The following is a 26,030-nucleotide window of genomic DNA, read 5'->3' on the forward strand; positions in this document are numbered from 1 at the left end:
TCGTACATCAGTTAATTGTTTGCTTGCTTCATAATTCATAGAACTATTGTACCATATTTTGTTTCGCAGGAAGTCTATTCTCTCAACAAGCAATTTCTCTCCTAGACTTGAAATAAAGCACATTTTGCTATATAATAATACTCATATAGAAAATACTTTTAGAAAGATGCCTATGCTCCTATATCCATTCTCGTATTTTACCAGTATCTGGGGATTTCGTAAGCCCCTATCAAAACGTTTCGAACTTAACTGGTTTCAGCTTCTCTTTACGAGCATTTTCCTCATCAGTTTGTCTATGGTTCCGATTGCCATTCAAAACAGCTCGCAGGAGACTTATCCGCTAGAAACCTTTATCGATAATGTCTATGAACCATTGACAGATAAGGTTGTCCAGGATCTCTCTGAACATGCTACAATTGTTGATGGTAAATTAACTTATACAGGAACAGCTAGTCAAGCCCCTTCTCTTTTAATCGGTCCAAGTCAAAGCAAGGAATTACCTAAGGACTTGCAACTGCATTTCGATACGAATGAGCTTGTCATCAGCAAGGAAAGTAAGGAACTGACTCGTATCTCTTACCGTGCAATTCAGACTGAGAGTTTCAAAAGTAAAGACAGCTTGATCCAAGCCATTTCTAAAGACTGGTACCAACAAAATCGTGTCCATATCAGTCTCTTCCTAGTTCTCGGTGCGAGCTCCCTCTTTGGTTTGAATTTCTTTATCGTCTCTCTAGGGGCTAGTCTTCTCCTTTATATCACTAAGAAATCACGCCTCTTTTCATTTAGGACCTTTAAAGAGTGCTACCATTTTATCTTGAACTGCTTAGGATTGCCGACTCTGATTACGCTTATTTTGGGATTGTTTGGCCAAAATATGTCAAACCTCATCACTATACAAAACATTCTTTTTGTCCTTTATCTGGTCACTATCTTTTATAAAACGCATTTCCGTGATCCAGATTACCATAAATAGGAGATTTTTATGCCCGTTACGATTAAAGACGTGGCCAAGGCTGCTGGTGTTTCGCCTTCAACCGTAACCCGTGTTATTCAAAATAAATCAACCATTAGCGACGAAACTAAAAAACGCGTTCGCAAGGCTATGAAGGAGCTTAATTACCATCCCAACCTCAACGCTCGTAGCTTGGTAAGCAGTTATACCCAAGTTATTGGCTTGGTGCTTCCTGACGACTCAGATGCCTTCTACCAGAATCCTTTCTTTCCATCAGTCCTACGCGGCATCTCTCAAGTTGCATCTGAAAACCACTATGCCATTCAGATAGCAACAGGGAAAGATGAGAAGGAGCGTCTTACTGCCATCTCACAAATGGTCTATGGTAAACGTGTAGACGGTTTAATTTTCCTTTATGCCAAAGAGGAAGATCCTTTAGTCAAACTGGTGGCTGATGAGCAGTTCCCCTTCCTCATCCTAGGAAAATCTCTGTCCCACTTTATTCCACTTGTCGATAATGACAATGTTCAAGCTGGCTTTGATGCGACTGAATATTTCATCAAAAAAGGCTGCAAACGAATTGCCTTTATTGGAGGGGCTAAGAGACTCTTCGTAACACAAGACCGTTTAACAGGCTATGAGTCAGCACTCAAACAGTACCAACTGCCTATTGATAGTAACTTGACCTATTTTGCGAACGAATTTCTAGAAGAAAAAGGGTATCAATTCAGTAAGCGTTTGTTTAAACATGATCCTATAATTGAGGCTATCATCACAACTGATAGCCTCCTAGCTGAAGGGGTCTGTGACTACATCGCTAAGCACCAACTGGATGTCCCTGTTCTCAGCTTCGACTCGGTCAATCCCAAGCTCAACTTGGCAGCCTATGTCGATATTAATAGCCTAGAACTTGGTCGAACATCATTTGAAACCATTCTTCAGATTATCAACGATGCTAAAAGCAATAAACAAATTTGCTACCGCCAATTGATTGCCCACAAAATTATTGAAAAATAAAAACCAGCCCGAGCTGGTTTTTTTGATCACTAATTTTCTGTTTCAACGAATCGTCCCAGAATATGAACATTCTCCGATACAGAGACAAAGGCGCTTGGATCCACCTGTTTCATAATCTGTTTAAATTCATTAAACTCTGCACGTGTAATGACAGTGATTAAAACTGCCTTTCTTTCGTGATTATAGGTTCCTTCTGCATCGTGGATCATAGTTGCTCCGCGGTGCAATTTTTTATGGATTTTTTCAATTACCTTGTCTGGATGATTGGTCACAATCATGGCCTGCATGCGTTTTTGCTTAGTAAAAACAGCGTCTGTCACACGGCTAGAGACAAAGATGGTAATCATAGAGTAGAGAGCGTATTTCCAACCAAAGGTTAAACCAGCTATCAACATGATGGTCCCATTTACCAAGAAAGAAATACTGCCGACATTCTTACCTGTTTTCTTACGAATGGTCAGACTGACAATATCCGTTCCACCACTGGAGATATTGTTTCGAAGAGCAAAACCAATACCCAAGCCCATGACAACACCCCCAAAAAGGGCATTGATGATGGGATCCTCCGTCAAGGTTGCCACAGGGACAAACTGGATAAAGAAGGAACTCATGGATACCGTGATAAAGGTAAAGACGGTGAACTTATGGCCAATCTGATACCAGGCCAAGACCATCAAAGGGAAGTTAATGGCGTAGAAGGTCAGCGAAATCGGGATATGAAAACCAAACCAGTGATTACTCAAGGCAGAGATAATCTGTGCCAGACCTGTCGCACCGCTCGAATACACATGCCCTGGTTGGAAAAAGAAATTGACCGCTACTGCTGATAAAAAACCATAGACCAGAGAGGCCGAAATCTTTTCGTCATATTTTTCCCGAGAGATGCTTTGTAAGACACGTAAAATTTTTATCTGATAAGCAAAGCGACGCAGATAAAAGCGCCACCGCTTAATTCGTTTTGCTTGTTTCATCTTCTTCTACTTGTAAGCTGAGTTCCTCTAGTTGTTTGAGAGCGACTGTTGATGGAGATTGTGTCATTGGGTCAGTTGCCTTGTTGTTCTTAGGAAAGGCAATAACTTCACGGATATTTTCTTCTCCTGCAAGCAACATGACAAAACGGTCAAGCCCGATAGCCAAACCACCATGTGGTGGGAAACCATAGTCCATGGCTTCAAGAAGGAAGCCAAACTGATCATTTGCTTCTTCGGCTGAGAAACCAAGAGCCTTGAACATACGCTCTTGAAGGTCTTTTTGATTGATACGAAGGCTACCACCACCAAGCTCATAACCGTTCAAGACGATATCGTAAGCAATGGCACGAACCTTAGCCAAATCACCTTCTAGTTCGTGAGCAGTTTCTTCCTGTGGAAGAGTGAATGGATGGTGGGCACTCATGTAACGGCCTTCTTCTTCAGACCATTCAAACATTGGCCAGTCAACCACCCAAAGGAAGTTGAACTTATCATTATCAATCAAACCAAGCTCTTTGGCAATACGTCCACGAAGGGCACCGAGTGTTGCATTGGCTACCTCAAGCGTATCTGCCACAAAGAGAACCAAGTCCTTATCTTCAAGAGCAAGTGCTGTTGTCAACTCTGCTTGGATGCCTGTCAAGAACTTGGCAACTGGTCCGTTTAATTCTCCGTCGACTACCTTGACCCAAGCAAGACCTTTGGCACCGTACTGTTTGGCCACTTCAGTCATTTTGTCAATGTCTTTACGTGAATAGTTGTCCGCAGCCCCTTTGACCACAATGGCTTTAACGGCAGGTGCTTCTGAGAAGACTTTGAAATCAACACCTTTGACCACTTCTGTCAAGTCCTGAAGCAACATGTCAAAGCGCGTATCAGGCTTATCAGAACCGTAAAGAGCCATAGCATCATCGTATTTCATACGAGGGAATGGAAGCGTCACTTCGATGCCTTTGGTTTCCTTCATCACGCGCGCAATCAAGCCTTCTGTGATATCTTGGATTTCTTGCTCAGTTAAGAAAGACGTTTCCAAGTCGACCTGAGTAAACTCAGGCTGGCGGTCTCCACGCAAGTCCTCATCACGGAAACATTTAACGATTTGGTAATAACGGTCAAAACCAGCATTCATCAAGAGCTGTTTCGTGATTTGTGGACTTTGAGGAAGGGCGTAAAAATGCCCTTTATTAACACGAGACGGCACCAAATAGTCACGCGCCCCTTCTGGCGTTGACTTAGAAAGGAATGGTGTCTCCACATCGATAAACTCCAACTCGTCCAAGTAGTTACGGATAGAGTGGGTTACCTTGGCACGAAGTTTGAGATTTTCCAACATCTCTGGACGACGAAGGTCGAGGTAACGGTAACGCAAACGTGTATCGTCATTGGCCTCAATCCCATCTTTAATCTCAAAAGGTGTTGTTTTGGCTGTATTCAACACTGTAAGAGCTGTCACGTTCAATTCAACCGCACCAGTCGGCAATTTATCATTGGCTTGCTCACGCGCAACGACTTGACCAGTCACCTCAATGACAAATTCGCTACGAAGACTTTCAGCTGTTGCCATAACCTCTGCAGATACTTTTTCAGGGTTGATAACCAACTGCATGATTCCTTCGCGGTCACGAAGGTCGATAAAGATTAAACCACCAAGGTCACGACGACGGCTAACCCAGCCTTTCAAGGTCATTTCTTGTCCGATGTGTTCCTCACGAACACGACCAGCATACATACTACGTTTCATGTTTTCTCTCCTCCTTTATTCTGTTACTATTTTACCACAAAAGCGCAGGCACTTCATGAAAATCATCAGAAAAGTTTGATTGCCTTTAGAAATCAAAACGAACAGACAAAAAATCCGATGAAAACGTCATCGGATTCTCTGATTATGATTCTTAACCTTTTTTACGCTTTTCAGCAATCTCAGCTGCCTTTTTAGGTAGAACAATCTCCGTAGCATAAGCCGAAGCAAAACGCAAGACACCTGCAATAGGCGCAAAGACAACTGCTAGATAGTTGTAAAAGAAGTCGCCTTTAAAGGCATAGGCAAGTGCCCCGATGATAAAGAAGAGAACGACCGCCTGTATCACTGCTAATAAAATTACTCGTTTCATGTGACCTCCTGACTCTATTATAGCATGAGAATCATCAAAAAGCCGACTAAATTATTCAAAGCGTGGAGAGAAATACTGTAGATTAGACCTTTTCGGCTTACATAAGCCAGACCCAAACTCAATCCTAGACTAGCATAAACTAAAAACTGTTGCAAAGTTCCTGGGAAATGAATCAAGGCAAACAGAACACTAGTTACCAGAAGGAAAAGCAGAGTTTGTTTGCTATTGTCCTGTTTAGGAAAGAGATAGCGTGCCAGCATTCCTCTAAAGATGAGTTCTTCCGTCAAAGGAGCAAAAATATTAATAGCAAAGAATGAGAAAAGTGGTTGAGACAAGGTCAAATCTGTCGCTGTTTGTTGATTTACTGAAGGATCATTTGGCAAGAAAAACTGGACAACCAGAGATAAGAACCAAACCAAGGCAGGGAGCCAAATAAATCGGTTAAAGCCACTCTTCTCAATATGGACAGGAGCTTTCTGGTACCATTTATAAATGACGTACACATATACTCCAGCCAAGGCCACATAGAGCAAGGTAGTAGCATAGGGTGAAGCGCCTAGATTCAAAGCTTCTACAGCCCCACTCTGAACAGTCCCATAGATAAACAAAAAAGATAGAAAGGCTAGAAAAAACCAGCCAAGGTTTTTAAGTAGTTTCATAAAGAACTCCTATTTGGAATGAAAACTTAGAATTTTTATTCACATCATTTTGATAAAAATGTGGAATACAGTCGTAACTAAAAGGGCTAATAAGCAAATTCCTCTTGCAAAAATAGAAACGGCAGTAATGGTTTTATAAAGATATTTTTGAGCAAGCGAAAGCAATGTTAATCCTAGGAAAAAGAGGGTCAGGAATAAGATCCTGACCAGTTTATCTGTCATTAAAATCCTAATTTTTCAAAGATTTCTGAGAAGTTTTGGCTGATAGCATCAAGTGACACTTGCACTTCTTCTCGTGTTTGGTTGTTCTTAACCGTCACTTGCCCGCTTTCGACTTCGCTCTCTCCTAGCGTGATGAGGGTCTTAGCCGCAAAGACATCGGCTGACTTGAACTGAGCTTTGAGTTTACGGTTGAGGTAATCACGCTCTGCTTTGAAACCTTGTTGACGAAGAGCCTGTACCAACTCCAAGGCCTTGACATTTGCTCCTTCGCCCAAGACTGCGATATAGACATCTAGGGCGTTTTCGATAGGGAGGACCACACCTTGCTTTTCAAGAATGAGAAGCAGGCGCTCTACACCAAGTCCAAAACCAAAGCCAGCAGTCTCAGGACCACCAAAGTAAGCAACCAAACCATCGTAGCGACCACCCGCACAGACTGTCAGCTCATTGCCCTCAATCTCCGTGATAAACTCGAAAATGGTGTGGTTGTAGTAGTCCAGACCGCGCACCATATTGGTATCGATGATATAGTCTACTCCAAGATTTTCCAACATCTGACGCACAGCATCAAAATGAGCTTGGCTTTCTTCATCAAGGAAATCCAAGATAGACGGTGCATTCTCCACTGCCACCTTGTCTTCTTTTTCCTTAGAGTCCAAGACACGGAGAGGATTTTCCTCCAAGCGACGCTGGCTATCCTTAGACAAGGTCTCCTTGAGCGGTGTCAAATAGTCAATCAAGGCCTGACGATAGGCTGCACGGCTCTCAGGATTTCCAAGAGTGTTGAGGTGCAATTTGACACCTTGGATGCCGATTTCTTTCAAGAAATGAGCTGCCATAGCGATGGTTTCCACATCGGTAGCTGGATTGCTTGAGCCAAAGCACTCAACACCAATCTGGTGGAACTGGCGCAAACGCCCTGCCTGCGGACGCTCATAACGGAACATTGGGCCCACGTAATAGAACTTACTTGGCTTCTGCACTTCTGGGGCGAAAAGTTTATTTTCCACATAAGAACGGACAACGGGCGCAGTTCCTTCAGGACGAAGGGTAATATGGCGGTCACCCTTGTCATAGAAATCGTACATTTCCTTGGTTACGATATCCGTTGTATCTCCGACAGAACGGCTGATGACCTCGTAATGCTCAAAAATAGGCGTGCGCACTTCTGCATAGTTATAGCGCTTGAAAATTTCACGGGCAAAGCCCTCAACGTACTGCCACTTAGCAGACTCAGCAGGTAAAATATCCTGCGTTCCTTTTGGTTTTTGTAATTTCATAGGGAATCCTCTTTAGACTTAATAGTCTTATTTTACCATAAATAGAGGGATTAAAACAGTAAGAAAAAATTTAGGATTCAAATATCATTTTTGAGATTAAGAATTGTCAAAAAAATAGCTAGCAAGGAAAGACCAACAAATAGCATCCAAGTCAACTGTATATTCCATACAGCTATAAGTGAAAAACAAGCTGTTCCCACAGGTATGGATAAGGTAAACAATAAACCTAAAAAATTACTGGTACGAGCTAGAACCTCTGGAGCTAGATTTTTCATGAGCATAGCACTAATCTTTGGTGAAACTTTACCAGACACATACAGAGTTGAAAAGAGAAATAGTAAACCAAGTACGACTTGATTGAATACATTAGCTAGACCAATTAGACTAAGTCCTACGGTCGCCCACATCATCAATCTAGGCAAAGACTGCTTCCCAAAATAATCATTGCCCGTAAGGCTTCTGATGATGATTGCTAACAAAGCACAGAATTGACTGATAAATAGTGCCTCTGTATAAGAAAAATTCAAGAGAGAATAACTCAAAAAGAAGATGTTATAGATGCTTCCTAAAGCGCCACCCAAGGCATTGATAAGCAAGACAGCAAAGAGCATAAAACCAAAGTTTTTCTGTCCACTTTTTAGAAAAACAAGACGTAAATTCCGGTAAATTGTTAGGAACTGCTCTTTGATAGATAGCTTCTCATTTTTCAGTGATTCACCATCAGCGGATGAAATTGACAGGCTCAATTTACTTCTTCCTAAAAAGAGAACAGCAGCTGATACGAGGAAAAAACAGGCATTGATTCCCGCAACGAGGGAAAAATTGTTGACCGATAGACCTAAGAGCCAGACTCCAAAAGCTTGACCACCAATAGCTGAAATATATGTGATAAACTGGGAAAAAGAATAAGCTTCCATCAGATCCTCTTCAGCCACTTTTTCCTTAACGAGAGGCATTCGCAAACCACCAGCAAAATCACTGATGACATTGATCAAACACAGGCTAGAAAAGGCAAAGAGACTAGCTTGCTGAACAACTAGGGCTGCCAGAAAAAATAAAACCGCCTGAAACAAACCGCTATAGACCATCCATTTGACCTTGTCCCTTGTGTAATCTGCCCGAATCCCTACAAAAACTGTAAAGAGAGTTGGAAGAATCATGACAATATTCGCCATAGCAACCGCAAACGAAGCTTGTGGCAAGGTCGATGCATAAACGATAAATACCAGGTTAAAAATTGAAGCACCAAAAGCATTGAAGAAGCGTGACAAAGTCAAGAGTCGATAAGCTTGATTTCTGAACAATAGTTTCATAGGTAATCTCCCTTATTGTTATAATCCCTATATGAAGTATGACTATAGTATAGCACTTAGAAATTATAGAGGAAGAACTTTTGAATATATGCAACAAATAAAATGAGAAAAAAGAAACGATAGAATTTCTCCAGTGACATGAGAGAGGTCAACAGTTCTATCGCTTCAAATTTTAAATTATTTTCTTGGTTTGCAGATATTCAACAATCGGTCGTTTTTCGATAATATTCGGCAGATTTGTTACAGCCAAGCATCTCAAAAATACGGACAGCATCCTCCATCTTTTTCTGACCTTCCTTGACTCTGCCCTGCTTGCTATCAAGGAGACCTTCCGCCCACAAATAGACAATTCGGAAATAGGTCTCATTTTCCTTGTAAAAATGCTCTTTGATGACACGTTTAAAATAAGAGGCATTGGTAAATTCTTCACACTCAATGCTAGCTAAAAAACCATTCAAAAGCATGGTATGAAAAAGGTTTCGATTTCCAGACATTTCCATTAGAAAATCAGATTTTCGGACCATTTCTCGTACATATCTAGTAAAAAGAGAAACAGATAAAAATGGAGAACTAACTGAAAATAAATTGAGTTCATAGATTCCCCAAATCTCAGTAGAAAACAAGTAGTCATGAAGGACTTTCGATTCCTCTACCGTTAACTCTACCGTTTCATCCATGCTCTTCATATAAGACTTGATAATAATGGCATTTAGAATATGTTTCTGTTTGTTTTGAAAATGGGCTTGTTTTTGATATTCCTTGCGATACAGGTCTTCAAGAGGTGCTATGTTCTTTAGATCCAAGACATCTGTGATTTCTTTTCTCAACTCAGAATCTGTATCATACTGAAAACCTCTTGCCAGAAAGAGGATTTCCTCCACACTGGCAGATATATTTTCTAGGGCAAATAGAAACTTTTCCACCGAAAGTTCACTCTGACCAGTTTCAAATCGGGACAACATGGACGGCGAAAATTGTCCCCCAGTTGCTTGTCTCAGCGAGATATTTCTTGACTCTCGTAATTGTCTAAAGACTTTTCCAATCTGCTCCATAGACTTCCCCTCGATTCCGTATTTTCTTCATTTTATCATATTTTTCAGAAAATTCACCAAAAACTTGCCAAATTGTCAGAATTATGAGAAAATAGAGGATATTTATCAGGTGGAGGGACTGTTATGAGAGACGATATCAAAATCAATGACCGCGCTTTGGCCTTGCAAGACCAAATTATCGAAAAACTAGAGAAGGTTTTTGATACAGATGTGGAATTGGATGTTTACAATCTAGGATTGATTTATGAAATCAATCTGGATGAAACGGGTCTCTGCAAGATTGTCATGACCTTCACCGACACCGCCTGTGATTGCGCCGAAAGCCTGCCTATTGAAATCGTCGCAGGGCTCAAACAAATCGAGGGGATCGAAGATGTCAAGGTTGAAGTTACCTGGTCGCCTGCCTGGAAGATCACACGAATCAGTCGCTACGGCCGTATTGCCCTTGGACTGCCGCCTCGTTAAGCAGGCAAATCACTTTTGAAGATGAAAAGAAGCAAGCCGAAATTGGCTTGCTTTTTGATACTCAATGAAAATCAAAGAGCAAATTAGGAAACTAGCCGCAGGTTGCTCAAAACAGTGTTTTGAGGTTGTAGATAGAACTGACGAAGTCAGTAACCATACCTACGGCAAGGCGACGTTGACGTGGTTTGAAGAGATTTTCGAAGAGTATGAGTTTATTTTTTACCTGACTTGTCCATATTCCAGAAGTCTGTCACGGCTCCGCGTGAAGCAGATGATACGATGTGGGCATATTTACCAAGGACACCACGGCTGTATAGTGGTGGCAAGGTTGTTTCTGCCTTGCGTTTTTCAAGTTCTTCTTCGGATACGGCCATGGAAATTTCTTTGGTATCTTGGTCAACCGTAACGATATCGCCTGTACGGAGGTAAGCAATTGGTCCACCATCCTGAGCTTCAGGGGCGATATGTCCAACAACCAGACCATAAGTACCACCAGAGAAACGTCCATCCGTCAAGAGGGCAACCTTATCTCCTTGACCTTTACCAACAATCATTGATGAAAGTGACAACATCTCAGGCATACCAGGACCACCCTTAGGTCCAACGAAACGAACAACAACAACATCACCATCAACGATTTCATCTGTCAGAACAGCCTGGATCGCATCTTCTTCCGAGTCAAAGACCTTAGCTGGTCCAACGTGACGGCGCACCTTCACACCTGATACTTTGGCAACCGCTCCATCAGGGGCAAGGTTCCCGTGCAAGATGATAAGCGGACCATCTGCACGTTTTGGATTTTCAAGTGGCATGATGACTTTTTGACCCGGAGTGAGGTCTGCAAAGTCAGCCAAGTTTTCAGCAACTGTCTTACCAGTACATGTAATGCGGTCTCCATGAAGGAAGCCATTCGCCAAGAGATATCTCATAACCGCAGGCACACCACCGACTTCGTAGAGGTCTTGGAAGACATACTGACCTGATGGTTTCAAGTCGGCTAAGTGAGGCACACGTTCTTGAATCGTATTGAAGTCCTCCAGTGACAAGTCAACATTGGCAGCATGGGCAATGGCAAGCAAGTGAAGAGTGGCGTTTGTAGAACCACCGAGAGCCATGGTTACAGTGATGGCATCTTCAAAGGCTTCACGAGTCAGGATATCTGATGGTTTGAGACCAAGTTCCAGCATCTTAACAACAGCACGTCCTGCTGCTTCGATATCTTCTTTCTTGTCAGCTGATTCAGCTGGGTGAGATGAAGACCCTGGCAAACTCATACCGAGAACTTCGATAGCTGTCGCCATGGTATTAGCTGTGTACATACCACCACAACCACCAGGGCCGGGGCAAGCATTACATTCAAGACGTTTCACGTCCTCAGCCGTCATATCACCGTGGTTCCATTTCCCGATTCCCTCAAATACAGAAACCAAGTCAATGTCTTTGCCATCAAGATTTCCCGGTGCAATAGTTCCACCATAGGCGAAAATAGCTGGAATATCCATATTAGCAATGGCAATCATAGAGCCAGGCATGTTCTTGTCACAGCCACCGATAGCGACGAAGGCATCCACGTTGTGACCACCCATAGCCGCCTCGATTGAGTCCGCGATGATATCACGAGATGTCAAAGAGAAACGCATACCAGGCGTTCCCATGGCAATCCCGTCCGCTACGGTAATCGTTCCAAACTGAACAGGCCAAGCACCTGCAGATTTGACACCTTCTTTCGCCAATTTCCCAAAATCATGCAAATGAATGTTACATGGTGTATTTTCCGCCCAAGTCGAAATCACTCCCACAATCGGTGTTTCAAAGTCTTTATCTGTCATACCAGTCGCACGCAGCATGGCACGGTTTGGTGATTTAACCATGCTGTCATAAATGCTACTGCGGTGACGTTTATCTAATTCAGTCATCTTATCCCTCCCATTTCAGTTTTTACTATTATAGCACATTTTAAAAGCAATGAACAGAAGAAAATTCTTGAATTTTCAGAAAATTCTATATACATATGAAATATTTAAAATTAAAAACAACAAAGCGGATTAGTGCACTTTCTGATGACCAGAATATGCTTTTTAATCCGCTTGCTTTAAATAACATAATGTAATTTTTACAGAAATTCTTTCAGATAAGTGTATTTAACATCTATCTTGCATTATAAAACTCTAGAACTTTCTCTTTTATATTCGATTCACTCAAACCATACTCATTAAGAAGATAATCCATTTTCCCTACTTGACCAAATCTTTCTTGAACACCCATCCGATGAATTTTTGTTATTCCATCATCAGAGAATAATTCACATAAAGCACTGCCAATTCCACCTATCTGATTGTGGTTTTCTACAGTAAATATAGTTTTTCCACTTAACATTGTTTTGATCTGTTCTGGTATCGGTTTGATTCTAAATAAATCTATCACACCTACTGAATAACCTAATTTAGACAGTTCATCCGCAGCTCGAATACTTGGAGCAACCATTATGCCAGAAGCAACTATTACAACATCTTCACCGTGTCTTAACTCAATGTAGCCTTTAGAAAAATCTTCTCCACCTTGATATACAGCCTCTGGAGCTTTTCTAATTGTTCGAATATATTTTAGTCCTTTTAATTCTAATGTCTGGTTCAAGATTTCACGAAATTGGATATCATCAGTTGCTTCAAAAATGATCGATTTAGGAATTAAACGTAACAATCCAATTTCTTCAAATGGCATATGTGTTCCACCATTCATCTCTGCCGTTACTCCTGCATCTGAACCAATCACAGTGGCATCCAATTGTGCGTACCCAAGAGAAATAAATAATTGATCAAATACTCTTCGTGAGGCAAAAGGGCCAAATGTATGAAGATAAGGTCTAAACCCCTGAATAGACAACCCTGCTGCAAGCCCGACCATTTCTGCTTCCATAATTCCAACATTCACATAACGGTCTCCAAAGTCCTTTTCAAGATTATTAGTAGCCATCGAACTTGACAAATCGGCTTCTAAAACTACTATATCAGAATAACTTTGGTTAGTCTCTAGAAGGAAATCTCTATACACATGTCGTAATTCTTTTGTACTTCTCATCATTCTGTTTCCTCCAATTCCTGACTTAATCTTTCTACAACTGAAGTTAACATTTGTCTCTCCTCTACAGTAGGGCGAAGATGATGATTGGATTTCATTTCTTCCAGCTCTCGAACTCCTTGACCTTTAATAGTGTCTAATACAATACACTTAGGGGAGGAATTATTTGACTGTTTTAATTGGATAATCCCTTCATAAATTTCTCTAATATCTGAACCATTGACCCTAATGGATTCAAATCCAAATGCTGAGAATTTTTCTACAAAATCACCTGGATTACAAATATCCTTTGTAAAACCATCTAATTGTTTTTTGTTATCGTCTACAAATACAATTAAATTAGATAACTGTTGATGAGAAGCAAACTGTATAGCCTCCCAACATTGTCCCTCATTTAACTCACCATCTCCAACAATAGCATAGGTATAAAAGGGACTTTTTCTTATTCTCTGACCATATGCAAGTCCGGTTGCAACACTAATTCCCTGTCCTAAAGAGCCAGTTGTCATATCTATGCCCGGCGTTAGATTTCTATCAGGATGAGACGGTAATTTGGTTCCATTTGTATTTAAAGAATATAAGAATTCTTTGTCAAAGAAACCATTCAAATAGAGTGTGCTGTACAAAGCTGGTCCAGCATGTCCCTTGGATAAAACAAAATAATCTCTATCTCGTGATGCAAATATTTCTGGAGTCATCGGCATTATTTCACCATAAAGCACTGCTAAAACTTCTACTATAGATAGACTCCCTCCATAATGGCCGAATCCAAGATGATTCAATGTTCTAAGAGTATTTAATCGGATTTTTGTTGCAAATTTTCTTAACTCATCTTCTCTATTTTCACTTAAAATCATCACTTATTCCTCCTTTGCAGATGGCTTTTTAATAAAGGATACTCCAAACATAACTGCTAGAATAAGAACAATACCAATAACAATGCCTGCTTGTGAGCCAAATTGATTCAACATTCCTAAAATAATTCCTGATAGAGCAAAATCTGCATCTGAGAAAGTTGATCCTTGGAAACCAAGTCCTCCCAAAACTGGCATTAAAAAGACTGGAAGAAAACTAATTAAAATACCTTGTAAAAATGCTCCAATAGTAGCTCCACGAACACCACCAGATGCATTCCCAATAACACCTGCAGTCGCTCCACAGAAGAAATGAGGCACAACACCTGGTAAAATAACAACCGTTCCTGAAGCAATCATAATTGCCATACTTACTAAACCACCAACAAAACTAGAGATAAATCCAATTAGAACTGCATTGGGTGCATAAGTATAAACAATCGGACAATCCAAAGCAGGTTTTGAATTAGGTACAAGACGCTCTGAAATACCTTTAAAGGCTGGAACAATTTCACCCAAAATAAGGCGAACACCTGCTAAAATAACAAATACCCCTGCTGCAAATTGACCTGCTAATTGTAAAGCATAAACTAGACCACTTGTACCACTACTGATTTCTTTTTCTATATATTCTGACCCTGCAAAGATAGCTACAATAATGTAAATAACTGCCATGGATAAAGTAATACTAACAGTACTATCACGTAAAAAAGCTAAACTCTTTGGAAATTCAATGTCCTCTGTTGATTTTGATTTGTCACCGATAAGGCTACCAGTAAAACCACTCAACCAATATCCCAAAGAACTGAAATGACCTAAAGCCACCTTGTCATTTCCAGTTAATTGAACCATATATTTTTGCACAAATGCTGGGGAAATACTCATAATAATACCGAGTGCTAGTCCTCCTAGTAAGATAAGAGGCAGGCTAGTAAAGCCAGCAACTGATAAAATGACCGCAATCATACACGCCATATATAGAGTGTGGTGCCCTGTTAAAAAGATATATTTAAATCGAGTAAAACGAGCGATTAAGATATTGAACACCATGCCTGCAAACATAATCATTGCAGTAGCTGAGCCATATGTTGTTAAAGCTACAGCTACAATTGCTTCATTATTTGGTACAACTCCAGATAAATGAAAAGCATGCTCAAACATGGTACCAAATGGATTTAAAGAATTTTGTACAATTCCTGCACCACCAGATACAACTAAGAAACCAACAAAGGTCTTAATTCCACCTTTAATAATATCAGGTAATTTCTTCTTCTGAAGAACTAATCCTAGGATTGCAATTAAAGCTACTAAAATAGCTGGTGTACTAACAATATCCAATATGAACTTCATCATGACGCTAGCCTCCTATATAAGTCCTTTTTCTTCACAAAGTTTAGTAATTAATTCTCGTAGTTCATCCATATCAATAATACTATTTAAGATACGAACATCTCCAAGATGACTAGCTGAATCAGCTAGATCACGACCAACAATCCAAATATCAGCTGCATTTGGATCTGCTCCACCTAAATCATAGTGTTCAACTTCTACATCTGAAACATTCAAATCACTCAATACAGATTCAATATTCATCTGTACCATAAAACTTGAACCTAATCCTGAACCACAAGCTGTACCAATTTTTAACATTATCTAATCCTCCTGTTTAATTATCATTTCAATGTCGTCATAGTTTTTTGATGATATTAAAGTTTGAACATGATTTTTATCTCTTAAAATTGTTGTTAAATGTGACAAAGCCTTTAAATGACTCTCATTATCAATGGCTGCAATACAAATCAACAATCTTACCTCTTGTTCTGAATCATCCAATAAATAAACCGGTTCTTCCAAAACTAACATTGACATTCCTATTTCATTCACACCTTCATCTGGCCGAGCGTGAGGAATTGCTACTCCCTTCCCTAAATTAATAAAAGGCCCAAACTCTTCTACTTTTTGAATCATTGCCTCAGGGTAGTTCTCAGTTATCTTATCTTGATTCAAAAGTGGTTTAGCTGCTAAACGAATTGCCTCCTTCCATCCTAATTTTTCCGAACTAACCTGATAAGTTTCTTTTGTAATTAATTCTTCTAACAATGGTAACACTTCCTTTCTATTCATTTCTTGATAGAGATACCTCTTTAATGCTAATCTTAATTCCAATTCTTGTGTAATAATTCCATATCTTTTGACAATATTCAGGATTTGTTCAATCTCAAAATCCCCATACTCTAAATTCGGAAAATCTTTTAACACCAGTTCTACTAGCTGTATTGCTTGCTCTTCCGTCATCATAACCGAAACTAGATAATTTGGCTTCTCTGTTTCCACCTTTATAGTAGAAAAAACCATATCATAGTCACTACTAGTTTTCGCCTGTAAATCATCAATCTTTGAGCTTCCTATAAACTCGATTTGAGGAAATAATGCTAATAGATTCTCTTTTATCATCAATGAAGAACTAATCCCATTAGGACAGATAATGGCTGCTTTATAACATTTTTGAGGCAAAGTATCTGCTTTCTTTAAATAGCCTCCAAAATGGATAACAAAATATGCTGTTTCACTATCAGGTATGGGCTTGTCAATAGCGTCCATCAAGGGCATCAAAGAATCTTTGACTAGTTCAAATAAATCAGGATAATGTTCTTTAACATGCAACACATATTCATTTGAACTAGGTAAGCCGAACTTTAATCTATAGTAAGCCGGTATAAGGTGGCGGCGAAGATTTTCTCTCAATGCTTCCCTTTGTTTAAAATGTAACAAAGAAATATCTTCCATTCTACTTATAATAGCCTCTGTTAATTGATTAAAGTAAACCGGAGCAACATCTACTTCACCTTCAAAGCAACTTGATAATAAAACTGTGATATAGCGATAATCATCCTCTGAAAACACCGTATCTATAATTCCCAAATCAACCACTGTATCCAATAAAATAGTCGTTATATCTTGAATAATAGGAGATACTAATGTCTCTGAAAGACATACTCTTTCAACATCCCTTTGATACCTACATATAATGAATACTAAACCGAAAAGGCAAACTTTTAATTGATTAACAATAGGTACTATCTGCAGCTTTTCATAATAATCTTTAACCACCTGATCAATCAAATCATAAGTTAATGAATAGCCCCAACTGGATAAAACATAATCCAACCCCCAAATCCCTATGGAGGATTCCAGCAACTCACTAACCATTTGAAAAGCTAAACGATGCTTATTCCACTCAGAACCGTGTAAAGTATAACCTTTTGCTCTACTGTACCCTAGCTCCAAATCATTATCTAACATAATCTTTCTTAATGATTGAATATCAGATAAGGTTGTATTCTTACTTACTTTCAAAAAGTCTTGGTAATGATTATTCGATATAAAATCTAATCGGCAAAAAGTATAAAGATAGATTAATGCTAAGCGAGTCGACTTTGGTAAAACCAATTCATCCGACTTAATAATATCTCTCAAAGACTGTTTCGTACGATTTGATAAACGATAACGACCTTGTTTTTTATCCAGCACTATCCCTTTATTAGCTAGATAAGGCACTAAATAATCTATTCCTTCTTTGACTTCCTTTATAGGTAAGCTCACCTTAACAGATAATTCATATAATGATAGCTCACAATGATCCATCAAAGTCATCAAAATAACTAGTGCTCTATAATCAAACATTTCTCTTCCTTTCTAACTACAATTATAGTGTAAAAGCTATAAGAATAAAAGAGTATTTGAGCCCAATATAATCTCACCTCCTACAAGTAAGTATTGGGCTGAAACTTTTTAGTGATTATTTTTCAACTTTCTATTGACTTTTAAATACAAAGTGATATCATTTAGATATCAAACAATAGGAGCTCATTCTTATGACTGAAAAACTCATCAATTCAAAACCAAATGGTGTATTCGCATTGATTCTCATTGAGTTGACACTCGTACTTGGTGTCTTTATATTTATAATGGGTGCTGGTTCGGAAAACATTTTTGGAATTATTATCGGACTTTTATTAAGCTTAATTGCAGGCCTAGCTCATGCTGGTTTAAAAGTTGTCAAACCTCAGGAAGCTCTGGTTTTGACCCTTTTTGGTAACTATACAGGTACCATCAAAGAACCTGGTTTTTACTTTGTCAATCCCTTCAGCGTAGCAGTTAACCCTGCAAACCACACTCGACTTGGACAAAGTGGTGACGTTAGCACAAAATCTCCTTTTTCAGGGATGAAATCATCAAATGGCAATGATGTAAATATTGAAATTGGCAAGAAACAGATTTCCCTCAAGGTTATGACCTTGAACAATTCTCGCCAAAAAATCAATGATTGTCTAGGAAATCCTGTAGAAATCGGTATCGCGGTAACTTGGAGAGTTGTCGATACTGCTAAGGCAGTCTTCAACGTTGATAACTACAAAGAATATCTTTCATTGCAATGTGATAGCGCCCTCCGTAATATTGTCCGCATCTACCCTTACGATGTGTCTCCCAATGTAGATACTACAGGTGATGGACAAGCAGATGAAGGGAGTCTCCGTGGCTCTAGTGAAATTGTAGCTAACCGTATTCGTGAAGAAATCCAAAGTCGTGTTGAGGATGCTGGCTTGGAAATCCTTGAAGCACGTATTACTTACCTAGCTTACGCTCCAGAAATTGCTGCTGTCATGCTTCAACGTCAACAAGCATCTGCCATTATTGATGCACGGAAGATGATTGTAGACGGTGCTGTAGGAATGGTTGAAATGGCACTAGAACGTCTCAATGAAGGGGAATTGGTAGAGCTTGATGAAGAACGAAAAGCTGCCATGGTTTCAAATCTCCTAGTCGTTCTCTGTGGCAATCATGATGCACAACCAATTGTCAACACAGGAAGTCTTTACTAAAGATGACTGAAGCTAAAAAAAAGCAGATCCCCCTTCGACTCTCAACAAAGTTATACGCTGCACTCGCATCATGGGCAGAAGACGACTTTCGTTCAGTCAATGGGCAAATCGAGTATCTCCTCACAGAATGTGTCAAGCAACGGAAAAAAGACGGAAAATACGTATCAGAAACCATTGATGAACCATTTGAGATTGATATTTAACACCTTCTCCTGTCTGCTCGGTCGGACAGGAGAATTTTTTCATCTTTTTTTGTCAAGTAACTTTACTTTACAAAAAAAATGTGTTATCCTAGTATGGTTGATGAAAATCAGTAGATTGAATCGAATATAAATACCTAAAGGAGAAATCAAAATGGCAGTACCTGCACGTCGCACTTCAAAAGCGAAGAAAAACAAACGTCGTACACACTACAAAGTAACAGCTCCATCTGTAAACTTTGACGAAACTACTGGAGATTACTCACGTTCTCACCGTGTATCACTTAAAGGATACTACAAAGGACGTAAAATCGCTAAAGCTGCATCAGCTGAATAATAGAAGGGAGATACCATGCGCGTAAATATTACACTTGAACACAAAGAATCTGGTGAACGCTTGTACCTTACTTCTAAAAACAAACGTAACACTCCAGACCGTCTTCAATTGAAGAAATACTCACCAAAACTTCGCAAACACGTTGTGTTTACAGAGGTTAAATAAGAGTTAAATTAGTGAAAATAGCGTTAAATCAACGTTTAAACACTTAATAATAGCCGAATGGGAACATTTTGGTAACAAAAAAGGTAGTAAGATACAATCTTGCTACCTTTTTATAATCTCCGTTTTCGTATAACAGACTTCGCTAGTGATACGAAAGCCGTGATTGAAATTAAAGTGATATTACCCCCTCTAGTTTATCCGCTACCTCTTTCATAGCAGAAGGGCGAAGATGGGAATATACTCCCAAAGTCGTCTGTATATCTGCATGACCTAGCCTATTTTTAAGTTCTAGGTCATTCATACCCAAAGAGAGCAACAGACTAGCATGGGAGTGTCTTAAATCATGAATACGAATACTTTTAACACCTGCCATTTTCCCATGTTTCTTCATGCTATTAGCAAGCATTGTCTTAGTCACAGGTAAACAGTTATAAGAAAAGACAAAACTTATTTTTCCTAGCTGTTTCTGATGATTTTTCCATGAGGATAGCGCCTTAATCGTCATGGCATCAAGATAGATTTTTCTATTACTTGAAAAAGTTTTTGTGGGGTTAATTTGCCAATTATTTTTATTTTGATAAAACATAGACTTATTGACTTGTACAGCTTTATTTTCAAAATCAACATCTTCCCACGTTAAGGCTTGTAATTCACTAATCCTCAATCCTGTCATAAAGAGAAATAGAAAACAGGTATATTTCAAATGTTCTACAACATCATTTTTTTCAAATGTTTTGATAAATTTTTCAAATTCTTCTTTTGTCCAAAAATCAACCTTTTTTCTAGTCCTCTTCATATTTCCAACCTGCCGAGCAGGATTTTCACTCACAACACCCAAAGTAAGAGCCATATCAAACAACTCTTTTACTGTTTGATGTAAGTCTTTCAAATAGTTATTAGATAACCCCTCTTCCAAAATGTCTGTATGCCATTTTTTTATATGAATAGGCTTAACATCAACCATTTTCATAGGATAAAAATATTTCAATCTTTTCAACTTGGAAGAAAAGGTCATAAATGTCCTAGCAGTTACTTTATTCTTATAGTGAGGTACAAAATACTTTTCCAAAAATAACTCAACTGTTAAAGTTGCACCATGTACAATAGCTTTTTTCGAGTGTTTCGCTATAAAATCATCATACCATTTCTTGGCTTCTGTTTGAGTTTTAAACCCTCTTTTCTTTTTCTGCATTCTTTTACCGGTCACTTCATCAAAACCTAGAGAAGCAACCGCATAATAAGAACTACTAGCCTTGTCATAATATACATGAGGGATTTTAGGCATATTCTTCCACTTCCTCAAAATTTAATTTTGTACCCAAAATTTCCTCAACAGCTTCAACAGGAACTTGACCCAAACCCTTGGAATTATAGTAAGCAAAGCCCTTTTGTACCATCAAAGCCTTAGCCTGTTTAATCAAACTGTAAGCCTGATAATTTCCAAAACCTAATTTTTTCAAATCTTCTTTTGTTACGAACATAGCATTTTTCTCCTTTTCATGTTACAATATAGTTAGTTGTTTTTTATATTTGATGCGGTTTGCCGACTGCATCATTTTTTTATTTCATAATACCGAGCTTTATCCCTTAAAAAAACATATATATCAGGGAGATATTTCAAAACCCTAGACTTAACAATAACTTCTACAGGTTCTTCTTGACCATAATCTCGACATTTTGTTATTACGATTATCTTTTTAGTCATTTGTCACATCCTTTGCTTTCTTTGGCAATATTCTAGGATAGATACAATCTTCAAGCAATTTACGAATAAAATCGTCCTTATCTTGCGAACAAAACAAATCTTCATAGTCAAAGTTCAAAACGACGCTAGAGCCATCAGGGCGTTGATAATGACCATTTTCTCTATTCTCTCGAACTTCTGAAACACTATAAAATCTTTCTTCCATTCCATGCTTTCTAGCGATTTCAGAAGAATAATTGACCCGTCTTAAATACTGGTTTATATCTTCTTCCTGAATTTGTCCGAAAAATTGTTTTGGAGACATATAAGCAGACATAATAACCAATCTCGGAACTACTAGCTTATTTCGATAGCGTGCCGACATTCTAGCCGAATTGATTGGGTCGAATAACTTCAACCAATCTGCAGGGGCTAGGCTATCTTCTCGCAAGTCGTCCAAAATCAGGATTTCTTCTCCTGAATAGTTGTCAAAAGGATTCTTAGAACTTGCAGAATATGTTCCACCTCGTAAACCTGCATTTTCAAGCGCCCCCTGTACTTCTAAGGCAATATCTCGAGCAAGTGTAGACTTCCCTATTCCGGGTTTCCCTTGAATATATAAGACTGTCAAATCATACTCCCCATTTTGCAAGGCTTCTAGTCTTAGCACGCTTTCACGCTCGCCAAAAATATCAAATCCTTCAAGGAATTTCTGACGATTGTTTGCCATAAGATAATACAAATTATCGTCTTTCATAATATCAAAATAAGTCAGTTCCCCCTTATATACTTTAGACAATACCAAATCTAGACTTTCATCTGATTTCTCACGCTTTTTCGTAGCTGCATACTTTTCAAAATCTTCTCTATTTTGATTGATAAAGGCTTCATAATCAAGCGTATCAAATGTTTCTACATCACTAGCAGGATACTGATATTTATCTTTATCCTTGGCATGAATAAGGTAAGCTAAAGCATTGATACGTGTATACGCTCGACCGCCTTTTGATTTTGGAGTTTCAATCCGTTCACGTTCCAAACCTAAAGCCATTGCAACTTTTGATAAGTCTATTCGCTTTGGAAAATCAATATACCCATGCACATGCGGTTCTACTAGTTTAGCCCCATAGGAAATATCTCTATCATGAACAACTATTGCAAATTCCACAAACTCATCTTCTTCAACCAAAGTTCTAACTCGGTCAAAAATCAATCTAAAAATTTTATCTTTATTGGTTTCCCAATCATCTAATAATTGTTTATCTTGAACAGACCAATCCCAAAATTTAGATTTAAGTTGCTGTTCAAACAAAAAACGTTTATTGATAATTCGTTTTTTCATAAAACACCTCTTTTATAGAAATACATTTATTTTGTATAATATTTCACTCTTTTTGTGTTTATACTCCACTTTTTCGAGAATAAACACACGTATAAACACAAGTATAATCCATAATTTTTTCACTCTTTTCTTTCCTAACGCGTACGCTGGACCGTTCCGATGTCCCACGGAGAAATGCTTTCAAATCAAGGATTTTCCTTGTTTTGCACCATTCTATCGTCAAGTCCAGAATGGCGCCCGCGCATAGATTTTGTGTCTATGTGTTTATACTATCCTCTAAAACTCTTGAGCAAAAAAATCATGAATATTCTTCCGCTTAAAATACGGAAAAATTCGGGTTGAGCGGTGTAGACGGGTTACACGGTCGGGGGCTACGCCTTTCCCGACCTAACCCTACACCTAACCCTGCTTTTTTCCGTATTTTAAGTTGTCACAGCAATTTCAAGCCACTAGCAACTAATTTCAAGCCCTTGTAACCCGGATTGCGACCGTCAACCCATTGAGCCATGACACGAGTATCTAGTAACTCTACAAAAGTGAATTGAGCTGCTGCCATAGCTCCCTCAATCTCATCAAAGCTACCTAATACTTCAATCGTGATTGTCTTGATGTCTTCCATATCAATCAAGCTTTGTTCTACTGCGCCTGCTGTACGTTCATCAATACCATTAAGCATATAGCTTTCAACTACATCAGTCGCCTTCCCATGTTTGTACTTGTTTTTTGGACGAGCTTGTGAAAAATCCACTTTTAATTTTTTAGGAATATAGAATTGAGAACTATCAAGAGCCATTTCTTTAAGTGAGAGTTCGCTTGTTAATTTCATTTTGTTACTTGCCATTAGTTTTTACCTTTATCTTTCTTAAAAATTGTTATATAATTTAAATAGTTATTTTTGGTAAGTCTTTGAAAAGTTCTGCTTCTCAAAGACTTTTTTATACAATCATAGGTCATAAACCCCCTTGAAATTTAATTATCAAAATGATATACTTTGTTAAAGTATCGTTTTGATACTTCTATTTTAGTATCATTTTGATACATTGTCAAGACAAAAGTTTCATTTTGATACAAAAAAAGGAGATGCATATGATTTTCCCAGAACGATTAAAACAACTTCGACAAAAAAAAGGACTTACACAACAAGAAATTGCTGATTTAGTCCACGTCAATAGAGTAACTTATACAAATTGGGAGAAAGGAAACCGAGAACCCAACTTTGAAAAACTATTATTATTAGCCAAATATCTTGAAACAACAACAGATAACTTATTAGGTCGAAGTATTTTAAGCATTGACACCGTACCTCTTCCAATCACTAGTTTTGACTTCTCTCAAATAGAAAATATACCATTAGAGCAATATCCAAATTTAAAACAAGCTATTGTTCTAGAATATATGCGACACGGCACAAGAAGTACACAATTATTACAAGAAATAACTGAGAAATATCATTTAAACAAACAGCAAATAAAATTACTAAAAGAAATCATAGAAGATACAAAAAGTGCCTTTATTGATGAATTCTAGTTTCGGCAACAATTCGGAAACAACAGAAACAGAATAACCCTATTTTTAGTAACTTAAAACTTATCAAAACTTAATAAAATATAGCGTTTTTGTTAAAGCAATAGATGTATATTACAGAGGTTAAGTAAGGGTTTCAGTACACGTCAATAGACGTCAAAATATTGATTTTAAGCGATTTTTGATTTTTTGAAACTCATTATATCGCACTACAAATCAATAAAAACTCTACCTTTTACTCTACCTTTTTTAGATAAATATATCATCTGGATATTGAAGTTAAGCCCTGCTATCATTTCGATGGCAGGGCTTTTTAATATTTGGTACACTAACTTCTTATCTATATTTTGGTGGATTTCAAGTTGACATCTACAAAGTTTAATGTTAGAATACATTCAAAAATATATTTGAATGAGGTATTTTATGATTCAAAATGTTGTTACTTCAATAATCCTGTATTCTGGGACAGCCGTAGACTTACTTATTATCCTAATGTTATTTTTTGCCAAAAGAAAAAGCAGAAAAGACATCATTAACATCTATTTAGGACAATTTCTAGGCTCTGTTAGTCTAATATTCCTAAGTTTGCTTTTTGCATTTGTCTTAAATTATATTCCTAGTAAAGAGATTTTAGGTTTACTCGGTTTGATTCCAATTTTCCTAGGCCTCAAAGTTTTGCTTTTAGGAGATTCTGATGGAGAAGCTATTGCAAAAGATGGTTTGCGAAAAGACAATAAAAACCTGATTTTTCTAGTCGCTATGATTACTTTTGCAAGTTGTGGCGCTGACAATATTGGTGTCTTTGTCCCATATTTTACCACCTTAAATTTAGCGAATTTGATAGTGACTTTACTTACTTTTCTAGTCATGATTTATCTCTTGGTTTTTTCTGCACAAAAATTAGCACAAGTCCCTTCTGTTGGAGAAACTTTGGAAAAATATAGCAGATGGTTTATTGCCGTTGTCTATTTAGGATTGGGGATGTATATCCTGATTGAAAACAACAGCTTTGACATGCTATGGGCTGTGTTAGGCTAGGAGAAAAAATTATGAAAAAAGATAGTATCTGTCAAGTGGATGTTATAAATCAACAAAATGTTACAACCGCAACGAACTACCTTGAAAAGGAAAAAGTCCAAAAATCACTTCGCATTTTATCAAAATTTACCGATAATAAACAGATAAATATCATCTTTTATCTCCTTGCCGTCGAAGAACTCTGTGTCTGCGATATAGCCTGTTTATTAAATCTCAGTATGGCATCTGCCTCCCACCATCTTCGTAAACTAGCCAATCAAAACATCTTGGATACTAGAAGAGAGGGAAAAATTATATATTATTTTATAAAAGATGAGGAAGTCAGAGATTTTTTTAATCAACTAGGATAACAACTATTTTTACTACTTTATACTTTTCCATGATTATAGGGGGATTATTGGATACTTACGCTGAATTAGCACCACAACGAAAGTTAGAAGCTGTGGGTATTTATCTTGAAAAGATTGCTGAACTAACGCAATAACTACTCTACCATTCACTTTACCTTTTATTATGTAGCATTCTAAAAACGTTGATGTACAAACGTTTCTAACAGCTAAAATAGAAATTATTGGCTCTTTGTCAACTGTAGTGGGTTGAAGAAAGGCTAATACCTAGAAAGGACAAATTTCGTCCTTTCTTTTTTGATATTCAGAGCGATGAAAATTCGCTTCTTGAAGTTTTCAAAGTTCCGAAAACCAAAGGCATTGCGCTTGATAAGTTTGATGATATTATTGGTCGCTTCTAATTTGGCATTCGAATAGGGTAACTGAAGGGCATTGACGATTTTCTCTTTGTCCTTTAGAAAGGTTTTAAAGACAGTCTGAAAAAGAGGATGAACCTGCTTAAGCTTGTCCTCAATGAGTCCGAAAAATTTGTCAGG

The 26,030-nt window shown here is 38.2% G+C and carries 30 protein-coding genes; 10 read left to right on the plus strand and 20 right to left on the minus strand.

Features of this window, described 5'->3' with window-relative positions; translation table 11 throughout:
* Window positions 1-172: 172 nt before the first annotated feature.
* Together FGQ53_RS06275 and FGQ53_RS06280 are read left to right on the plus strand one after the other, a co-directional pair.
* Window positions 173-973 (plus strand): DUF1189 domain-containing protein, encoded by an 801-nt coding sequence (locus FGQ53_RS06275; protein ID WP_138336828.1) that lies wholly within the window; start codon window positions 173-175, stop codon window positions 971-973.
* 9 nt (window positions 974-982) lie between these two features.
* Window positions 983-1,969 carry a LacI family DNA-binding transcriptional regulator gene (locus FGQ53_RS06280; RefSeq protein ID WP_138336831.1) on the plus strand — a complete coding sequence of 329 codons (987 nt, stop codon included), beginning with the start codon at window positions 983-985 and terminating at the stop codon, window positions 1,967-1,969.
* 29 nt (window positions 1,970-1,998) lie between these two features.
* Here the strand turns inward: FGQ53_RS06280 and FGQ53_RS06285 are convergent, their stop codons facing one another.
* From FGQ53_RS06285 to FGQ53_RS06320, 8 genes are all read right to left on the minus strand, one after another.
* The gene (locus FGQ53_RS06285) at window positions 1,999-2,940 is read right to left on the minus strand and encodes a YitT family protein (protein ID WP_138336833.1); all 942 of its coding nucleotides are present in this window, start codon (window positions 2,938-2,940) and stop codon (window positions 1,999-2,001) included.
* Window positions 2,918-4,681, minus strand: coding sequence for an aspartate--tRNA ligase (aspS, locus tag FGQ53_RS06290; protein ID WP_138336835.1), 1,764 nt, complete (start codon window positions 4,679-4,681; stop codon window positions 2,918-2,920). The genes FGQ53_RS06285 and aspS overlap by 23 nt, the downstream gene beginning before the upstream one ends.
* Window positions 4,682-4,832: 151 nt before the next feature.
* Window positions 4,833-5,051, minus strand: coding sequence for a hypothetical protein (locus FGQ53_RS06295; RefSeq protein ID WP_000832176.1), 219 nt, complete (start codon window positions 5,049-5,051; stop codon window positions 4,833-4,835).
* A 17-nt stretch (window positions 5,052-5,068) separates the two neighbouring features.
* Window positions 5,069-5,710: a CPBP family intramembrane glutamic endopeptidase gene (locus FGQ53_RS06300; RefSeq protein WP_138336837.1), complete on the minus strand. Its 642-nt coding sequence runs from the start codon at window positions 5,708-5,710 to the stop codon at window positions 5,069-5,071.
* A gap of 39 nt (window positions 5,711-5,749) precedes the next feature.
* The gene (locus FGQ53_RS11830) at window positions 5,750-5,932 is read right to left on the minus strand and encodes a hypothetical protein (protein WP_138336839.1); all 183 of its coding nucleotides are present in this window, start codon (window positions 5,930-5,932) and stop codon (window positions 5,750-5,752) included.
* Entirely contained in the window at window positions 5,932-7,212 is a 1,281-nt protein-coding gene (gene hisS / locus FGQ53_RS06310; RefSeq protein ID WP_138336841.1) for a histidine--tRNA ligase, read from the minus strand. The genes FGQ53_RS11830 and hisS overlap by 1 nt, the downstream gene beginning before the upstream one ends.
* Before the next feature lie 77 nt (window positions 7,213-7,289).
* Entirely contained in the window at window positions 7,290-8,525 is a 1,236-nt protein-coding gene (locus FGQ53_RS06315; protein ID WP_138336843.1) for an MFS transporter, read from the minus strand.
* Window positions 8,526-8,725: 200 nt separating this feature from the next.
* Window positions 8,726-9,577: a helix-turn-helix domain-containing protein gene (locus FGQ53_RS06320; protein WP_138336845.1), complete on the minus strand. Its 852-nt coding sequence runs from the start codon at window positions 9,575-9,577 to the stop codon at window positions 8,726-8,728.
* 123 nt (window positions 9,578-9,700) lie between these two features.
* Between FGQ53_RS06320 and FGQ53_RS06330 the strand changes: the two genes are divergently transcribed.
* Window positions 9,701-10,042: a metal-sulfur cluster assembly factor gene (locus FGQ53_RS06330; protein WP_001204052.1), complete on the plus strand. Its 342-nt coding sequence runs from the start codon at window positions 9,701-9,703 to the stop codon at window positions 10,040-10,042.
* A gap of 212 nt (window positions 10,043-10,254) precedes the next feature.
* Here the strand turns inward: FGQ53_RS06330 and ilvD are convergent, their stop codons facing one another.
* The 6 genes from ilvD to FGQ53_RS06360 all read right to left on the minus strand — a co-directional run bounded on the left by ilvD (window position 10,255) and on the right by FGQ53_RS06360 (window position 17,658).
* Window positions 10,255-11,958 carry a dihydroxy-acid dehydratase gene (gene ilvD, locus FGQ53_RS06335; protein WP_138336847.1) on the minus strand — a complete coding sequence of 568 codons (1,704 nt, stop codon included), beginning with the start codon at window positions 11,956-11,958 and terminating at the stop codon, window positions 10,255-10,257.
* 232 nt (window positions 11,959-12,190) lie between these two features.
* Window positions 12,191-13,123 carry a transketolase family protein gene (locus FGQ53_RS06340; RefSeq protein ID WP_138336849.1) on the minus strand — a complete coding sequence of 311 codons (933 nt, stop codon included), beginning with the start codon at window positions 13,121-13,123 and terminating at the stop codon, window positions 12,191-12,193.
* On the minus strand, window positions 13,120-13,977 hold the full coding sequence (locus FGQ53_RS06345) for a transketolase (RefSeq protein ID WP_024056493.1): 858 nt from the start codon (window positions 13,975-13,977) through the stop codon (window positions 13,120-13,122). The genes FGQ53_RS06340 and FGQ53_RS06345 overlap by 4 nt, the downstream gene beginning before the upstream one ends.
* Window positions 13,978-13,980: 3 nt before the next feature.
* Entirely contained in the window at window positions 13,981-15,327 is a 1,347-nt protein-coding gene (locus FGQ53_RS06350; protein ID WP_138336863.1) for a PTS ascorbate transporter subunit IIC, read from the minus strand.
* 12 nt (window positions 15,328-15,339) lie between these two features.
* Window positions 15,340-15,624: a PTS sugar transporter subunit IIB gene (locus FGQ53_RS06355; RefSeq protein WP_000912476.1), complete on the minus strand. Its 285-nt coding sequence runs from the start codon at window positions 15,622-15,624 to the stop codon at window positions 15,340-15,342.
* A 3-nt stretch (window positions 15,625-15,627) separates the two neighbouring features.
* Window positions 15,628-17,658, minus strand: a complete 2,031-nt coding sequence (locus FGQ53_RS06360) for a BglG family transcription antiterminator (RefSeq protein ID WP_138336866.1) — start codon at window positions 17,656-17,658, stop codon at window positions 15,628-15,630.
* Window positions 17,659-17,849: 191 nt separating this feature from the next.
* Here FGQ53_RS06360 and FGQ53_RS06365 point away from each other — a divergent pair, with 191 nt between their 5' ends.
* The 4 genes from FGQ53_RS06365 (at window position 17,850) to rpmG (ending at window position 19,559) form a co-directional block, all read left to right on the plus strand.
* A complete protein-coding gene (locus FGQ53_RS06365) occupies window positions 17,850-18,857 on the plus strand; it encodes an SPFH domain-containing protein (protein ID WP_138336870.1) in 1,008 nt (335 codons plus the stop codon).
* Between the two features lie 2 nt (window positions 18,858-18,859).
* On the plus strand, window positions 18,860-19,060 hold the full coding sequence (locus FGQ53_RS06370) for a PTS ascorbate transporter subunit IIC (RefSeq protein ID WP_138032146.1): 201 nt from the start codon (window positions 18,860-18,862) through the stop codon (window positions 19,058-19,060).
* Between the two features lie 151 nt (window positions 19,061-19,211).
* A complete protein-coding gene (rpmF, locus tag FGQ53_RS06375; RefSeq protein WP_000290417.1) occupies window positions 19,212-19,394 on the plus strand; it encodes a 50S ribosomal protein L32 in 183 nt (60 codons plus the stop codon).
* 15 nt (window positions 19,395-19,409) lie between these two features.
* On the plus strand, window positions 19,410-19,559 hold the full coding sequence (gene rpmG / locus FGQ53_RS06380; RefSeq protein WP_001265622.1) for a 50S ribosomal protein L33: 150 nt from the start codon (window positions 19,410-19,412) through the stop codon (window positions 19,557-19,559).
* A gap of 169 nt (window positions 19,560-19,728) precedes the next feature.
* Here rpmG and FGQ53_RS06385 read toward each other — a convergent pair whose 3' ends face one another.
* The 4 genes from FGQ53_RS06385 to FGQ53_RS06400 form a co-directional block, all read right to left on the minus strand.
* Window positions 19,729-20,844, minus strand: a complete 1,116-nt coding sequence (locus FGQ53_RS06385) for a tyrosine-type recombinase/integrase (RefSeq protein ID WP_001124256.1) — start codon at window positions 20,842-20,844, stop codon at window positions 19,729-19,731.
* Complete coding sequence (locus FGQ53_RS06390) at window positions 20,837-21,040, minus strand: DUF3173 family protein (RefSeq protein ID WP_000498227.1); 204 nt, start codon at window positions 21,038-21,040, stop codon at window positions 20,837-20,839. Before FGQ53_RS06390 ends, FGQ53_RS06385 begins: the two co-directional genes overlap by 8 nt.
* A gap of 216 nt (window positions 21,041-21,256) precedes the next feature.
* On the minus strand, window positions 21,257-22,585 hold the full coding sequence (locus FGQ53_RS06395; protein ID WP_050375961.1) for a Rep family protein: 1,329 nt from the start codon (window positions 22,583-22,585) through the stop codon (window positions 21,257-21,259).
* A 430-nt stretch (window positions 22,586-23,015) separates the two neighbouring features.
* Window positions 23,016-23,426, minus strand: coding sequence for a hypothetical protein (locus tag FGQ53_RS06400; protein WP_050375960.1), 411 nt, complete (start codon window positions 23,424-23,426; stop codon window positions 23,016-23,018).
* A 245-nt stretch (window positions 23,427-23,671) separates the two neighbouring features.
* Here FGQ53_RS06400 and FGQ53_RS06405 point away from each other — a divergent pair, with 245 nt between their 5' ends.
* Window positions 23,672-24,112 (plus strand): helix-turn-helix domain-containing protein, encoded by a 441-nt coding sequence (locus tag FGQ53_RS06405; protein ID WP_223843321.1) that lies wholly within the window; start codon window positions 23,672-23,674, stop codon window positions 24,110-24,112.
* 206 nt (window positions 24,113-24,318) lie between these two features.
* On the opposite strand, the gene FGQ53_RS11985 is transcribed toward FGQ53_RS06405, so the two are convergent.
* Window positions 24,319-24,504: a FanG protein gene (locus FGQ53_RS11985; RefSeq protein WP_084849092.1), complete on the minus strand. Its 186-nt coding sequence runs from the start codon at window positions 24,502-24,504 to the stop codon at window positions 24,319-24,321.
* Between the two features lie 28 nt (window positions 24,505-24,532).
* Between FGQ53_RS11985 and FGQ53_RS06415 the strand changes: the two genes are divergently transcribed.
* Together FGQ53_RS06415 and cadX are read left to right on the plus strand one after the other, a co-directional pair.
* On the plus strand, window positions 24,533-25,147 hold the full coding sequence (locus FGQ53_RS06415) for a CadD family cadmium resistance transporter (protein ID WP_000615736.1): 615 nt from the start codon (window positions 24,533-24,535) through the stop codon (window positions 25,145-25,147).
* Window positions 25,148-25,158: 11 nt separating this feature from the next.
* Complete coding sequence (gene cadX / locus FGQ53_RS06420) at window positions 25,159-25,497, plus strand: Cd(II)/Zn(II)-sensing metalloregulatory transcriptional regulator CadX (RefSeq protein WP_138336873.1); 339 nt, start codon at window positions 25,159-25,161, stop codon at window positions 25,495-25,497.
* 257 nt (window positions 25,498-25,754) lie between these two features.
* Here cadX and FGQ53_RS06425 read toward each other — a convergent pair.
* Window positions 25,755-26,030, minus strand: a 276-nt coding sequence (locus FGQ53_RS06425) for a transposase (protein WP_138336876.1), incomplete at its 5' end; no start/stop codon positions are given.

The sequence above is a fragment of the Streptococcus mitis genome, assembly GCF_005844455.1.
Classification (GTDB): Bacteria; Bacillota; Bacilli; order Lactobacillales; family Streptococcaceae; genus Streptococcus; species Streptococcus mitis_BF.

Coding starts and splice junctions, on each gene's coding strand:
- FGQ53_RS06320 (WP_138336845.1), bottom strand. CDS start 9,577: ATGGAGCAGATTGGAAAAGTCTTTAGACAATTACGAGAGTCAAGAAAT.
- FGQ53_RS06360 (WP_138336866.1), bottom strand. CDS start 17,658: ATGTTTGATTATAGAGCACTAGTTATTTTGATGACTTTGATGGATCAT.
- FGQ53_RS06355 (WP_000912476.1), bottom strand. CDS start 15,624: ATGTTAAAAATTGGTACAGCTTGTGGTTCAGGATTAGGTTCAAGTTTT.
- rpmF (WP_000290417.1), top strand. CDS start 19,212: ATGGCAGTACCTGCACGTCGCACTTCAAAAGCGAAGAAAAACAAACGT.
- aspS (WP_138336835.1), bottom strand. CDS start 4,681: ATGAAACGTAGTATGTATGCTGGTCGTGTTCGTGAGGAACACATCGGA.
- FGQ53_RS06340 (WP_138336849.1), bottom strand. CDS start 13,123: ATGATGAGAAGTACAAAAGAATTACGACATGTGTATAGAGATTTCCTT.
- FGQ53_RS11985 (WP_084849092.1), bottom strand. CDS start 24,504: ATGTATTCTAACATTAAACTTTGTAGATGTCAACTTGAAATCCACCAA.
- FGQ53_RS06315 (WP_138336843.1), bottom strand. CDS start 8,525: ATGAAACTATTGTTCAGAAATCAAGCTTATCGACTCTTGACTTTGTCA.
- hisS (WP_138336841.1), bottom strand. CDS start 7,212: ATGAAATTACAAAAACCAAAAGGAACGCAGGATATTTTACCTGCTGAG.
- rpmG (WP_001265622.1), top strand. CDS start 19,410: ATGCGCGTAAATATTACACTTGAACACAAAGAATCTGGTGAACGCTTG.
- FGQ53_RS06395 (WP_050375961.1), bottom strand. CDS start 22,585: ATGAAAAAACGAATTATCAATAAACGTTTTTTGTTTGAACAGCAACTT.
- FGQ53_RS06370 (WP_138032146.1), top strand. CDS start 18,860: ATGACTGAAGCTAAAAAAAAGCAGATCCCCCTTCGACTCTCAACAAAG.
- FGQ53_RS06280 (WP_138336831.1), top strand. CDS start 983: ATGCCCGTTACGATTAAAGACGTGGCCAAGGCTGCTGGTGTTTCGCCT.
- FGQ53_RS06415 (WP_000615736.1), top strand. CDS start 24,533: ATGATTCAAAATGTTGTTACTTCAATAATCCTGTATTCTGGGACAGCC.
- FGQ53_RS06285 (WP_138336833.1), bottom strand. CDS start 2,940: ATGAAACAAGCAAAACGAATTAAGCGGTGGCGCTTTTATCTGCGTCGC.
- FGQ53_RS11830 (WP_138336839.1), bottom strand. CDS start 5,932: ATGACAGATAAACTGGTCAGGATCTTATTCCTGACCCTCTTTTTCCTA.
- cadX (WP_138336873.1), top strand. CDS start 25,159: ATGAAAAAAGATAGTATCTGTCAAGTGGATGTTATAAATCAACAAAAT.
- FGQ53_RS06275 (WP_138336828.1), top strand. CDS start 173: ATGCTCCTATATCCATTCTCGTATTTTACCAGTATCTGGGGATTTCGT.
- FGQ53_RS06300 (WP_138336837.1), bottom strand. CDS start 5,710: ATGAAACTACTTAAAAACCTTGGCTGGTTTTTTCTAGCCTTTCTATCT.
- FGQ53_RS06390 (WP_000498227.1), bottom strand. CDS start 21,040: ATGTTCGTAACAAAAGAAGATTTGAAAAAATTAGGTTTTGGAAATTAT.
- FGQ53_RS06330 (WP_001204052.1), top strand. CDS start 9,701: ATGAGAGACGATATCAAAATCAATGACCGCGCTTTGGCCTTGCAAGAC.
- FGQ53_RS06350 (WP_138336863.1), bottom strand. CDS start 15,327: ATGATGAAGTTCATATTGGATATTGTTAGTACACCAGCTATTTTAGTA.
- FGQ53_RS06345 (WP_024056493.1), bottom strand. CDS start 13,977: ATGATTTTAAGTGAAAATAGAGAAGATGAGTTAAGAAAATTTGCAACA.
- FGQ53_RS06400 (WP_050375960.1), bottom strand. CDS start 23,426: ATGGCAAGTAACAAAATGAAATTAACAAGCGAACTCTCACTTAAAGAA.
- FGQ53_RS06405 (WP_223843321.1), top strand. CDS start 23,672: ATGATTTTCCCAGAACGATTAAAACAACTTCGACAAAAAAAAGGACTT.
- FGQ53_RS06385 (WP_001124256.1), bottom strand. CDS start 20,844: ATGCCTAAAATCCCTCATGTATATTATGACAAGGCTAGTAGTTCTTAT.
- FGQ53_RS06295 (WP_000832176.1), bottom strand. CDS start 5,051: ATGAAACGAGTAATTTTATTAGCAGTGATACAGGCGGTCGTTCTCTTC.
- ilvD (WP_138336847.1), bottom strand. CDS start 11,958: ATGACTGAATTAGATAAACGTCACCGCAGTAGCATTTATGACAGCATG.
- FGQ53_RS06365 (WP_138336870.1), top strand. CDS start 17,850: ATGACTGAAAAACTCATCAATTCAAAACCAAATGGTGTATTCGCATTG.